This is a genomic window from Segetibacter koreensis DSM 18137, from assembly GCF_000374045.1.
Lineage (GTDB): Bacteria > Bacteroidota > Bacteroidia > Chitinophagales > Chitinophagaceae > Segetibacter > Segetibacter koreensis.
On the sequence record NZ_KB893321.1, the window covers coordinates 14,307 to 28,199 of the forward strand.

At 38.0% G+C, this 13,893-nt stretch carries 8 protein-coding genes; all 8 read left to right on the top strand.

All coding sequences use genetic code 11. The features are described from left to right. The coding region (locus tag B154_RS32735; protein ID WP_018613418.1) for a CBM96 family carbohydrate-binding protein at positions 1–807 on the top strand (807 nt) is incomplete at its 5' end. 447 nt (positions 808–1,254) lie between these two features. Continuing rightward, positions 1,255–3,651 (top strand): TonB-dependent receptor, encoded by a 2,397-nt coding sequence (locus tag B154_RS0108520; protein WP_018613419.1) that lies wholly within the window; start codon positions 1,255–1,257, stop codon positions 3,649–3,651. A 103-nt stretch (positions 3,652–3,754) separates the two neighbouring features. Next, a complete protein-coding gene (locus B154_RS0108525; protein WP_018613420.1) occupies positions 3,755–4,198 on the top strand; it encodes a DUF2721 domain-containing protein in 444 nt (147 codons plus the stop codon). Positions 4,199–4,448: 250 nt separating this feature from the next. Beyond that, positions 4,449–5,846 (top strand): TolC family protein, encoded by a 1,398-nt coding sequence (locus tag B154_RS0108530; RefSeq protein WP_018613422.1) that lies wholly within the window; start codon positions 4,449–4,451, stop codon positions 5,844–5,846. 45 nt (positions 5,847–5,891) lie between these two features. Next, positions 5,892–7,292, top strand: a complete 1,401-nt coding sequence (locus B154_RS0108535) for an efflux RND transporter periplasmic adaptor subunit (RefSeq protein ID WP_018613425.1) — start codon at positions 5,892–5,894, stop codon at positions 7,290–7,292. A gap of 77 nt (positions 7,293–7,369) precedes the next feature. Continuing rightward, complete coding sequence (locus B154_RS0108540; RefSeq protein WP_018613427.1) at positions 7,370–8,368, top strand: NAD(P)H-dependent glycerol-3-phosphate dehydrogenase; 999 nt, start codon at positions 7,370–7,372, stop codon at positions 8,366–8,368. 694 nt (positions 8,369–9,062) lie between these two features. Next, on the top strand, positions 9,063–12,191 hold the full coding sequence (locus B154_RS0108545; RefSeq protein WP_211217472.1) for a SusC/RagA family TonB-linked outer membrane protein: 3,129 nt from the start codon (positions 9,063–9,065) through the stop codon (positions 12,189–12,191). A 31-nt stretch (positions 12,192–12,222) separates the two neighbouring features. After that, on the top strand, positions 12,223–13,803 hold the full coding sequence (locus B154_RS0108550) for a SusD/RagB family nutrient-binding outer membrane lipoprotein (protein WP_033411423.1): 1,581 nt from the start codon (positions 12,223–12,225) through the stop codon (positions 13,801–13,803). Positions 13,804–13,893: the final 90 nt, after the last annotated feature.

Below are 13,893 nucleotides of genomic sequence, written 5' to 3' on the forward strand. Positions count from 1 at the left end.
TTAAACCCTCTAGCAGATGCCTTTGTTCGTAACGGAACCTATGGGGCAAAGAATTATGGCAGTGATACTTCTTTAATAGTTAAGAGTGCTAATGTAAGCGGGTANTCCCGTTCATCTTACCTTAAGTTTTCTCTCAGCGGAGTAAGTAATGTGAGCTCNGCCAAGTTGCGAATTTACGGTCGTAATACTGAGAGTACGACAAGCATTAATATGTCTGCATTTGGTTTAGATAATGATACCTGGGCTGAAAGTGTTATTACCTGGAATAATGCTCCTGTTGCATCCTCTGCAGCTTTGGGTGTGATTGGTGTTAGTAATCTCGCAAACTATTATGAAGTAGATGTAACGGGTTTTGTGAAAAGCCAGGTTGCAGGTGATAAAATTGTAAGTTTTTTAATAAAAGATGCAGCAAACCAAAATAAAAATCTGCAATTTAATAGCAAAGAAAACCGCCAGAACTCACCTCAATTGCTTATTACCACTTCCACTGCCGGCATAGCTAACAAATCAATGAGATATAATACAGGTACTCTTGGTCTTGAAAATAATTTGAAAGTACCGACTGTTTATCCAAATCCTTTGCATAAAAGTTTTGATATTAAGCTTCCAAATAAATATGAAGAAGAGTTTACCGTACAAATTACGGATGAAATAGGTAAAAGATACAACATCGGAAAACGTAAATTATGCCAGGGCGAGACAACAATACATGTGGATATCACAAATTTGTCTTTAAGGACAGGAGTTTACTTTCTCAGAATTCAATCTAAAACAAAATCAGATATAATTAAATTGATTCTACTATAGCAGAATAGGCGGTGTAAATAAGGAGGCTGTCTCAACTTAATAAAGACAGCCTTTTTTTTACAGTATTCGTATAATCGTTTTTGCAAGAAATAGTATCTACAGTTTTTCTTAAGTTTGTGCAGGCATCATGGAGTAGTTTTTAGATAAAAAGCATAAAAAAATCTTACTAACATTTATCAGATAGACCCCAAATTAGTAAGTATTTAAAAATATATTTAAGATTTATTCGTAAAACATTGTTCGAGATCTTTTAAATTAAAATTGTTACCAGAGCTAATAATCCTGCAGCTTTCAATATACACTTTGAGCTTTGCTTGTGACGCTCTGTTAGGGGGTAGCAATTCTATTCTGCTTTGTTTCATATTTATAGGTATATTAAGTTAAAAGCGACCTGGTTTTATAACAAAAGATCTTCAACGCATATATTTGCAACAGTGTAACAAAAATATGAAAAATTTTATTTTCCTTTTTTCTGTAAGTTTCCTAATAATTATCCCTTCTTTATCTTTTTCTCAATCTTCCGGAAAAGGAGTGTTAACAGGCACTGTTACTGATGAAGATGGGTACCCGTTAGCAGGTGCATCTGTTTTTTTTCATGATGTAAACACCGGAGCTATTACTGATGCAAAAGGTAAATACAGCACTGCGCCCATCAATCGTGGAAATTATCTTGTTGAAGTTACTTTCCAGGGATATTCGTCAGTTATAGTACCCATTACTTTAAATGGCAATACCACACATAACTTTACTTTAAAGACAACTGCAGTAGAGCAGGAAGCAGTAACTGTAACTGGTGTGTCATCAGCCACCCGGTTAAGAAATTCTCCCCAACCCGTCTCTGTTGTTAAAAGAACAGACTTGCTTCAAAACGCATCCACCAACCTGGTAAATGCATTGTCAAGGAAAGGGGGTGTGTCTGTAATAACCACTGGTCCTGCTATCTCAAAACCCGTTATTCGTGGCCTGAGTTCCAATCGTGTAGTTACCATAAACGATGGCATACGCCAGGAAGGCCAGCAATGGGGCGATGAACATGGAATAGAAATAGACGAATACAGTGTTCAAAAAGCTGAAGTGCTAAAAGGGCCCGCTTCGCTCATGTATGGCAGTGATGGTATTGCAGGTGTTATTAATTTCATTACCAATCAGCCTGTTACTGCTGGTACGGTAAAAGGTAACCTTTTAGCAGCCTATAACGGCAACAACAACACCCAGGGATTTAATGGTAGCCTTGCGGGTAACCTTTTAAATGGCTTCAATTGGAATATGTATGGCAGCCTGAAGTCAGCGGGAGATTATGCAAATAAATATGATGGTCGTGTGCTTAATAGCCGGTTTAATGAAAAAAATTGGGGAGGTTATGTAGGTATCAATAAGTCGTGGGGTTATTCTCACTTGCTTGTAAGTAGCTTTAACCAGAAACTTGGCCTAACAGAAGGTGTAAGAGATTCTGCTACGGGAAAGTTCTTGTATCTGCCTGAGACACCGTATGAAGCAATAGCCACAGATGAATTATTGAAAAGCAAAGATTTTATTATTCCGTATCAACATGTACAGCACTTTAAGATTGCTTTAGATAATAGTATTGCATCTGGCAGAAACAGAATAGTTACCACTGTTGCCTTTCAACGAAACCAACGCCGTGAATTTGGCAACCCTGATGAACCTTCTACTCCTGGTTTGCATTTTGATCTTAAAACCATTAATTACAATTTGCAATATCAGATGGCTGCAAGACAAGGCTGGAAAACAACTATCGGAGCAAATGGTATGTATCAACAAAATAGAAATCTTGCACAAGAAAAGTTGATACCTGAATATAATTTGTTTGATGCGGGGGTATTTGTTTACACTACGAAAAGCTTCAATAAGCTGACATTCAGCGGTGGATTAAGGGGTGATATGAGAAAAATGGATATTAAAGGCTTGCAGGAAATGGGCCACTCAAAATTTACAGCTGCAAATAAAAATTTTGGAAATATAAGCGGCAGTGCAGGTGTAGCTTATGAAGCGTCAGATAAAGTAACGCTAAAAGCAAATATTGCGAGAGGCTACCGGTCTCCAAATGCTGCCGAACTCAGCAGCAACGGAGCGCATGAAGGAACCTACAGGTATGAATATGGCGATAATACTTTAAAAACTGAAAATTCATTACAGTTTGATGGAGGGGTAGATATAATCAGCAGGCACGTTAGTTTTGGTATCAGTACTTTTTACAATCACATCAGTAATTATATTTATTACAGTCGCCTTGAAGCTGCAAACGGAGGTGATTCTTTAATAGTAAACAACGGAACAACGTTGCAAGCTTTTAAGTTTAGTCAGTCAGGAGCCTCACTTGCAGGTTTTGAGGCCAATTTTGATATACATCCACACCCATTAGACTGGTTGCATTTTGAGAATACTTTTTCTTACGTAGCAGGTACTTTCAACCGTTCTTTTGAAGGCAGCAACAGGCTGCCTGCGATGCCTCCCGCACATTTACTTAGTGAGTTGCGGGCTAATTTTGCAAAGGTCGGTACTGTATTACGAAACCTTTATTTTAAAGCAGAGATGGACGCTACAGCAAAACAAAATCGAGTGTTTACCGCATACAATACGGAAACCCCCACTGCAGGTTATGCCTTGTTTGACATCGGTGCCGGTAGTGATTTTAATACCAAAAATGGCAAATTATTTAGTCTATACCTTTCATTAAATAATATAACAGACGTGGCTTACCAAAGTCATTTGAGCAGGTTAAAATATACCGATGTAAATAATGTAACCGGTAGACAGGGTGTCTTTAATATGGGAAGGAATTTTAATGTTAAATTAAACATCCCGTTCGATTTTAAGCAATAGCATTACGGGATTTAACCGCAAAGAATTTTGTTATTCTTTGTCTCTGTATACAAGCCTTTATCACAAATTTGATGAAGGCTTTTTATTTTGTAATTTGCCTTAAATGGATATTACAATTAATACACCAGCCTTGTTTTTTCCAGCCATTAGCCTGGTTATGCTTGCGTATACCAATCGTTTTCTTGCTTTGGCAAGTGTAGTAAGAAACCTTCACAGTCAGTACAATGATGGAGATAAAAAGCACAAAATACACGGGCAAATCAAAAATTTGAGATATAGGCTCAGGCTCGTTAAAAACATGCAGGCATTTGGGGTGTTTAGCTTTTTAAGTTGTATTTTCAGTATGTATTGTATTTATATTAATAAAATGAAGTGGGCTGATTTTATGTTTGGTTTAGGTATGTTGTCTTTTATTGTTTCACTTATTATGTCTTTAATAGAAATACAGTTAAGCACGAAAGCGCTTGAACTGGAACTGAGCGATATGGGCGGTCTTGAAGATCCTACTGTTGTAGAATATTTGAAAAAAAAGTTTGAACGTGAATAACAATTTGAGTTATTGCTTCCCATTAGCAAAACTTAGAAAAGCTGAATAGAAGTATGCGGATGAACGAAATGTGTCGCAATGAAGGCCTCAAAGAGACGTAATGACGTTACCATAAATAACTAAAATAACAGAAACTAATAATAAACAGAACATTACCTTTAAAGTTTCATTACTACCATCCGTCATTTTCATATAATATTTATAGGAATTAATTACATTATTTTTGTTTATGAGGCAAATTGTTTTTTTTATGCTGTTACTATCGATCGAAGGATTTGGGCAGGAAAAATGGAGTCTGCAACAATGCGTTGATTATGCTATGAAAAATAATGTGTCTGTAAAACAGTCAGATGTACAGGCACGGCTTTCTGCAATAAACGCAAAACAAAGTAAAGCGACTCTCTTCCCAAGCATTACCGGTAGTGTAAACAGCAGCTACCAGCATGGTTTAACCACAAATCCTACTACTAACATACTGGAGAGCTCAAGTTATTTATCGGGAAGTATGAACCTGCAGGCAAGCTATACTATCTTTAACTGGAATGCACGAAAAAATACAATTGCCGCAAATAACCTTACTTTAAAGGCTGATGAAATTGGAATTGATAAAGCTAAAAATGATATAGCCTTAACTGTTGCAAATGCTTTTTTGCAAGTAATGCTGCGCCGAGAGCAGGCAAGAATTAGCGAAGTGCAAATGAATCAATCAAAGTCCCAGCTTTCGAATACGCAGAAATTGGTAAACGCAGGAAGCCAGCCCGAATTAAATGCCATACAACTAGAGGCACAGTTGGCTAAAGACAGCTCTGCAGTGTTGCAGGCTAATGCACTTATAGAACAAGCTTTAACTAATTTAAAAGCTTACATCAACTATGACTTTTCCTTGCCTTTTGATATAGTAACCCCCTCTGTAGATGATATACCTATTGAGAATATTACTGACCTGCAGCCGGAAGCAGTATATCAACTCGCTCTACAATCGCAACCTCTGCAAAAAATGTATAAAGTACGTATAGAAGCTGCCCAAAAACAGGTAAAAGCATCAAGAGGATATATGTATCCGGGTTTAGCTGCATTTGGTGGAATGAGTACACGGGTGATCAATGCACAGCGGCCGGTGTATGGTGTTTTTCCTGATCAGCCTGACGGCTCATATGTAAAAGTAAACGGAACGCAATACCCTGTGTATTCTCCTTCTTTTGGTGTGGTCAGTTATAGCGGAACACCTTTTTTAAAACAGTTAAACCAAAACTTCGGGCAGGACATTGGAATAGGAATAAATTTTTCAATTTTTAATAATTATACCAGCCGGTCACAATGGGAGAGGGCAAAGGCCAATGTAAACCAGTTGCAATTGCAGGAGGAGCAGGAAAATTTAAACCTCAGAACCAATATATACAACGCTTACCAGGATGCTTTTTCATCGTACCAAAAATACCAGGCCTCGCAACGAACAGTGGCGTATTCTCAAAAGGCTTTGGAAATATCTAAAAAGAGATTTGACATAGGATTGCTTGGGACGCTTGATTATATAATTACTCAAAACAACCTTTACCTTGCCCAGATAGATGAAGTGAGCAATCATTACGATTTTGTGTTTAAGATGAAAGTGCTTGAGTTTTACAAGGGACAGGGAATAAAATTATAATTTTTTTCAAAAGAGTAAAGTAAACGAAAAACAGAAACTGTAAGTATGAATAAAAAGCTGCTATGGATAATTATTGGGTTGATAGGAGTTATCCTGATATTGGTAGTGCTGAAAAAGAAGGGTGTTATCGGAAAAGAAGAGGGAATAAAAGTAACTGCAGAAAAAGCTGCTAACCGTACAATTATTGAAACGGTAAATGCGAGTGGCAAAGTTTATCCTGAAGTGGAAGTAAAAGTGAGTCCTGATATAAGTGGGGAAATTGTAGAGCTAAACGTAAGCGAAGGTGACAGCGTACGCAAAGGGCAGGTGCTTGCACGAATATACGCAGACATTTATAATTCGCAAAGAGACCAGGCCGCAGCAGTGGTTAATCAATACCAGGCCCAGGTGTTAAACTCAACTGCACAGTTAGATGCGTTAAAAGCAACTATGGAACAGGCCGAAGTAACATATAAAAGGCAAAAACAATTATTAGAGGATAAAGTTATTTCCCGCGCAGAATTTGAACAGGCTGACCAGGCTATAAAAACGGCAAGGGCTCAATACAATGCGGCAGTTCAGGGTATAAAAGGATCAGAGGCTACGGTACAAAGCGCACGTGCACAATTATCCAGAGCTAATAAAGATGTCAGCCGTGCAACACTTGTAGCACCAATGAATGGAGTGGTAAGTTTACTGGCAGTAAAAAAGGGAGAAAGGGTAGTGGGAACAGCCCAAATGGCAGGAACAGAAATGCTGCGTGTCGCCGACATGAACGTGATGGAGGTACGTGTGAACGTTGGAGAAAATGATATACCAAAAGTTCAGTTAGGTGACAGCGCATTAGTAGAGGTCGACGCATATAATAACAGAAAATTTAAAGGCATTGTAACTAAAATTGCGAGCAGTAATACTACGGCTGCCCAGGCTACCATATCTGCAACCAGTACCGAGGTTACTAATTACGAGGTGCATATACGATTGCTGCGCGATAGTTATCAGGATTTAATGACGGGAAACAGAGCAAAAAGTTCTCCCTTCAGGCCCGGTATGAATGCAAGCGCCGATATTCAAACCAAAACACATACTAATGTTTTAGCTGTTCCGATAAATGCTGTTACCACACGTGATAAAAAAGGAGACAATCCCAATGCCAGTAAAGACGATGAAAAAAATAGCAATAATAATGACAACAACAATAATAATGATAACAACACTTCACCTGTAAATATGGAGGATCTTGAAGAAGTGGTTTATGTAATACAAGCAGATAAAACAACTGTAAAAAAGGTAAAAGTAAAAACAGATATACAGGACATTAATTATATAGAGATCACAGGTGGATTAAAGGCTGGAGATATGGTCGTAACGGGGCCATATAACCTTGTAAGTAAGACACTTAAAGATGGAGATAAGGTGAAGGTCGTACCCAAAGAACAGCTTTTTGAAGAAAAACCCGGAAAATAAACGGAATCATTAGATTGTATCTTGGCGTTTAAAATCAACACTCTTTTGTATGTTTGTTTAACATTTAAAGTTTGTTAATGAATTTTGGAATTATAGGAAGTGGAAGTTGGGCGACTGCGCTGGCAAAAATATTGACCGATAACAATAATTCAATCAATTGGTGGATACGTAACGCAGGTACTATTCATCACCTGCAGCAGAGAAGGCACAATCCTCATTACCTCAGTTCTGCTTACTTCAATACATCATTATTAAAATTGAATGAAAACATTGAAGAGGTTATTAAAGACTCTGATGTTTTGGTAATAGCGGTTCCATCAGCTTTTATCGAAAGTGCTTTTGAAACCCTGCCTCCTGGTAGTTTTAAAGGAAAAAAAATTGTATCTGCTATAAAAGGCATTTTGCCCTCATGCAATTTCTTGCTTAATGAATATTTGTATGAAAAATTCCAGGTAGAGCTTTCAGATTATTATACTGTCTTAGGGCCGTGTCATGCTGAAGAAGTTGCGTCAGAAAAACTTTCTTACCTCACATTTTCTGGAATTGATGAAGAAATGGCCGCAAAGATTGGTGAACATTTTCATACAGAATATTTAAATACTGTTGTTAATCATGATGTTGTTGGCGTTCAATATGCTGCTGTTTTAAAAAATATTTATGCCCTCGGTGCAGGAATCGCTCATGGTCTTGAGTATGGAGATAATTTTTTAAGCGTATATATTGCTAATGCAGCAAGCGAAATGGTTTCTTTTTTACAAAAAGCAGTTGGTGAAGGAGTTTGCAGGCAAGTAAATTACGCATCTTCTGTTTATCTTGGCGACTTATTGGTAACCTGCTATAGCTTATATAGCCGCAATCGTACTTTTGGCAATATGCTTGGCAAGGGCTACTCCGTACAATCAGCACAATTAGAATTGAACATGGTGGCAGAAGGATTTAATGCCAGCAAGTGTATTTTTAAAACAAATGAAAAAGTAGGCGCAAAAATGCCAATTGCAAAAACGATATATGAAATTTTGTGGCAGCATATACCTGCGGCAAATGGTTTCAAAAACATTGAAGGTATTTTAATATAAAACAAACAGTTATTTTTTGTAATTTTATCCATGCCTGTTTCCTTCACCATATTTGGCTCCTTCACCGCAGCGTTACTACTCGCTGTAGGAGCGGTAAATGTTATCAGGTTGATTGTAACAACAATACGCCATCTTTAGCAGGTAATCCAAAACAAAGTTCAATAAAGGTTTGCAGGGACGCCAAGTAATCAATCTTCTTTTTACTATTCTTATTTCAACTATTAAATCTTATAGCACTCTTAATATTGTTTGTTTTTTAAGGTTATAAGATTCTTTCTTTAAAAAATTAAATAGTCTACCAATCAATTTTTCTTTTGTATTTTTTGTAAACGAATACTTTACACTAATTTTTTTCTAAGAACTAATCATTAAGCATTTCATTCTGTTAACACAAACTGAGATTTATTTTAAAGCATTTCAAATTCAATGTCGGTGCAGCGAAACGAAGTCAAGAACTGCCTTTTTTAAAATAAATAAAACGTTAAATATTTTTTGTAATATTATTTTTAGTATTTAACTTTCAAACCAATTGCTTATGCCTCTTGCTATCTGCCCTGCACTAAGCCAAAATTACTCTTTTTGTGAGCCTAGGATTGTGCTGAAGTAATCACTGGTAAGGTTGCCGTAATATTATTTATTTAGAAATTATTGGAGATTAAATAAGAATATTTTTAACCAAAACAACGTGATGCTTATGTTGGTAATTAGACAATTGCTCATCATCCCTCTTTTATTCTTTGGAACTTTGCTATTTGCTCAAAACCGTACAATTACCGGTACCGTATTGTCAAGGAGTGATAACAGTCCAATCTCTTCTGCCACTATAGCTGTTAAGGGAAGCACTAAAGGTGTTTCTGCTTCTTCCAATGGTAATTTTTCTATCAGTGTTCCGGCTGGCAAGGTGGTTTTGTCTGTAACTTCTGTTGGATTTACCCCAAAAGAAATAGAAGTTTCTCCTGATCAGAACAATATAAATGTAGCTCTGGAAGGAGAGTCAAGGCAATTGGAAGGGGTTGTTGTAACTGCTTTAGGCATTACAAGGCAAGCAAAAACTCTTGTATATGCCACTCAGACTGTAAAGCCCGCAGAGCTTACTGAAGCAAGAGATCCCAACAACATTGTGAATTCGCTGCAGGGTAAAGTTGCTAATGCAATGATTACACAAGGTTCTGGCGGCCCAGGAAGTGGGGCTCGTATTGTTTTACGTGGTAATCGGTCTATACAGGGAAGCAACAACGCTTTGATTGTTGTAGATGGTGTTCCTATCAATAATGGTACAAACAGTACAGCCGGAAGTGACTTTGGTTCGGTGCAGGGTTCGGATGGTGCTTCAAACATTAATCCCGATGATATTGAATCTGTTACTATTTTGAGGGGAGCATCTGCAGCAGCTTTATACGGAAGCCAGGCAGGAAATGGGGTTATTGTTATTACAACAAAAAAGGGTACAAAAGATAAAATTTCTGTTTCGGTTAATTCGGGTGTCGCTACTGAAACTCCGTTTGCTTTACCTAAAGTGCAGAATGAATACGGACAAGGAAATGGCGGTAAGTTTGACAAAAGTTCCGGGGAAAGCTGGGGGGCAAAAATGACCGGACAACCAGATAGTACTTTTTTAGGAACTGTCGCTCCTTACGCAGCCCAACCAAATAATATAAAAGATTTTTTCAGAAACGGGCTTAGTTTGAATAATTCTGTTGGAGTATCAGGTGGAACCGAAAAAGTACAAACATATTTTTCCTATACAAATAATCTTATACAAGGTATTGTGCCGAAAAATGATCTGACGCGCCACACTGTTAATTTAAGAATTACAAACCAGATTAGTAAACGTTTCTCAACCGATGCCAAAATTACATATATAGCACAGGAGATTAAAAACAGGCCCCGGACAGGTGAAGAGAATGCACCTGTTATTGATATTTACCAAATACCCAGAAATATAAGTACAGAGCAAGCCCAAAATTATGAATATTTAAATAACATTGGCTTACCAACCCCAACTCCATTCCCTTCATCTTTAACCTCTATTTATCAAAACGCTTATTGGGTAATTAACCGTACAGCCATTAATGAAACAAGAGACAGGGTTATGGGATTTGTCTCTGGTAAATATAAAATTACTGATTGGTTAAGCATTTCCGGCAGGGCTAACCTCGACAGAACTTTTGACAGAGGTGAAGAACAATACTCCCAAGGTACTGTGCTTTGGCAGCAGTCCGGGGGAAATTATTCTAAAAACGAAATAATAGTTACGGCAAAATGGTTTGATGCCATGCTAGAAGGAAATAATACAATTACCAAGGACCTGAAAGTCAATTATCGTGTTGGTGGTATTTTCCAGGATAATAAATTTGATGGAAATTATCAGGCCGCTGGTGGTTTGAATATTACAAATAAGTTTAGCCTTAATTATGCTAAAAATCCTTCCGTAAGCGCAGGTTTCACGGAAGTTCAGACGCAATCTGTTTTTGGACAGGTGAATCTTTCTTTTAAAGATGCTATTTACCTTGATGCAAGTTTACGCAACGACTGGGACTCGCGGCTTCGCTTTCCACATACTTTCAGCTATCCTTCTATAGGTGTTTCTACAGTGTTGTCAGACCTAATAAGCCTGCCAAAAGCTATATCATTCTTAAAAGGAAGTATAAATTATGCAGCAGTTGGTAATGGCGGAAAGTTTGGCTTATTAAATTCTGTTTACAATTATGGCCAGGGAGCGGGAAACGGTTTTTTAACCCGCAGTTCAACACTACCTATTCCGGAATTGAAGCCTGAAATTGTAAAAAATCTGGAATTTGGGGTTGAAGCTCGCTTTGCAAGTAATCGAATTGGCTTTACTGCTACTTATTATAAAAGCAATTCAACAAATCAATTATTACAGGTTTCTCTGCCAGTTGCAACAGGATTTGCTCAACAATATATCAATGCCGGTAATATTCAAAACAAAGGGTTTGAATTAGTAGTGAATGGAACACCAGTAAAAAACAGGAACTTTAGCTGGGATGTAACATTCAATCTCGCCTTAAATCGCAGTAAGGTGGTTGCTTTAAGTGATCTGGTTAAGATTTTCTACCTCGGTGGTGGCTACGGACGCTCAGCTACTCCCGTTATAGAAGAAGGCAAAGCATATGGCGACTTACTAGCGTTTAAATGGGCTACAAATGCACAAGGAAACCGAATTGTTACACCTACAAATGACTCAGATGCAACGAAAGGTGGCAAACCTGTTCTTACTGCTGCGCAGGAATACATAGGCAATTTTAACCCAAAAGAAACAATTGGGTTTACAAATACCTTTAACTACAAAGGATTTTCCTTACGGGTATTAATGGATGGCCGTATAGGTGGTACTATGGTTTCAGGAACAGAAATGAATCTGGCTTTTAGTGGTATTACGGATGGTACTCAATATAATCGTGAAGGAGGATGGAATTTAGGAGGAGTTGATGCTGACGGTAAACCGGTATCGAAAACAATCGGTGCACAGGATTTTTGGCAGATCGCTTCTGGCAAACGGTATGGGGCAGGGGAGTTTTTTGCCTATGACGCAACAAGTTTCAGGGTAAGAGAAGCTTCATTGGGCTATGCTATTCCGGTTCCAGCCGCTGGTTTTATAAAAGCTGCAAAATTATCTGTTGTTGCTCGAAATCTATTCTGGTTGTACCGTGGAAGTTCTATTTTGGATATCCCTGGTATAGGAAAGCGCAAGATGTGGTTTGACCCCGATATGAGCTTAGGAAACGGCAATTACCAGGGTGTTGAGTATGGAACTTTACCTTCAACACGTAGTTTAGGTGTTAACCTGCAGCTTACTTTTTAATTCTACTCATTAAAACATTTGTATGAAAAAAATGAAAAAATTATTTAATATAAAATTTCCTTTTGCTCTTATTTGTTGCAGTCTCGTTTTAGCATCTTGCACCAAGAAGTACGAAGAAATTAATACCGACAGAAATACAGTGGCAACTGTTGGTGCTTCAGAATTGCCTTTCCTGTTTTCAAAAGCACAGGCAACAGCAATTCCGAATGTATGGAGTTACCAGGTTGCACAAAACCTTTTTGCTGATCAATACGCACAATATTTCGCAGACGTAGCAACTTACTTTCCTTCTGACAGGTTATTTATCAGGATGGATTGGGTTGGCGCCGCCTTCAATCCCATATACACAGATTTAGTACCCCAGTTGCAAACAATAATGCAAACAGCAGATTCCACATCTGCTGAATATGCTCTTGCAAATGTTGTATGGGTTCTTGGATTTCACAGGGTTACAGATTATTGGGGACCTATCCCTTATTTTAATGCAGGTAAGCCCGCAACATCAGTTCCTTACGACCCGCAGGATAAAATTTACGACGATTTTTTTAAAAGATTAAATGCTGCGGTAACAGTCTTGAAAGGAAAAACAGAAGAGCAGGTCTTTGGAGGAAGTGCAGACCTTATGTATGGAGGAAATGTAAATAAATGGATTAAATTCGCAAATACGTTGAGGCTTCGTTTAGCAATGAGAATATCAAAAGTAGATCCGGAGCGTGCTAAAAGTGAAGGTGAAGCTGCAGTAGCTGCAGGTGTTTTGACAGCTAGTCCTGATGATGATGCTTATATACAAAGAAGTGAAAAGGGACAGGATTATAATGGCCTTTCCATTATGTCGGACTGGAATGAGTTTCGGATGAGTGCAGCGATGGAGTCTGTTTTAAAAGGTTACCAGGATCCGAGGATATCAGAGTATTTCCTGCCTGCGGTAAAAACAGGAACATATGAAGGGTTAAGAAATGGACTTACATCAACACAACAAACTGAGGATATTAATAAGGCGGAATCAAATTCGCATGTTGGCCCACGCTGGACTAATCCTGATGTTTTTAAAGGTGGCAGGCCCGGTTTTCTTGCCACTCCTCAAAACGTAATGGCTACTGCTGAAGCTTATTTCTTAAGGGCAGAAGGTGCCCTGCTGGGATGGAATATGGGTGGAACTGCTAAAGAGTTATATGAAGCAGGAATTACTAATTCTATGAAGCAATGGGGGGTAGCTGATGCCACGGTAATTCAAAATTATATTAATAGTTTAAGTACCCCTATTCCACCAAATGATTACTTAAATTCACCCGCTTTAGCAAATATTCCTGTAAAATTTGATGTTGCTGATGTAAACGTACAGGAACAACAAATTTTTCTGCAGAAGTGGCTTGCCATGTTTCCTGATGGGGCAGAGGCATGGGCGGACTATAGAAGAAGTCGCGTTTTGCCACTTTATCCTGTAGCAAATTCTGACAACCCTGATATTCCCGATCCCAAAAGTCAATGGATAAGAAGAATTCCATTCCTTCTTTCTGAAACACAAAATAATAAGGCAGCAGTTGATGCCGCTGTTCCATTACTTGGAGGACCAGACAAAGTAACTACTCCACTTTGGTGGGATAAGAATTAATTTCCGGTAAACAGTTATGAAAGATTTCATCAAAGTAAACTCTTGATGGAATCTTTCATATTTTCCAAACATCAATAGGACCTGTGTTTA

Bases quoted from the DNA above. Each gene is read 5' to 3' on its own strand.
- B154_RS0108520 (WP_018613419.1), top strand. From the start codon at position 1,255: ATGAAAAATTTTATTTTCCTTTTTTCTGTAAGTTTCCTAATAATTATC.
- B154_RS0108525 (WP_018613420.1), top strand. From the start codon at position 3,755: ATGGATATTACAATTAATACACCAGCCTTGTTTTTTCCAGCCATTAGC.
- B154_RS0108530 (WP_018613422.1), top strand. From the start codon at position 4,449: ATGCTGTTACTATCGATCGAAGGATTTGGGCAGGAAAAATGGAGTCTG.
- B154_RS0108535 (WP_018613425.1), top strand. From the start codon at position 5,892: ATGAATAAAAAGCTGCTATGGATAATTATTGGGTTGATAGGAGTTATC.
- B154_RS0108540 (WP_018613427.1), top strand. From the start codon at position 7,370: ATGAATTTTGGAATTATAGGAAGTGGAAGTTGGGCGACTGCGCTGGCA.
- B154_RS0108545 (WP_211217472.1), top strand. From the start codon at position 9,063: ATGTTGGTAATTAGACAATTGCTCATCATCCCTCTTTTATTCTTTGGA.
- B154_RS0108550 (WP_033411423.1), top strand. From the start codon at position 12,223: ATGAAAAAATTATTTAATATAAAATTTCCTTTTGCTCTTATTTGTTGC.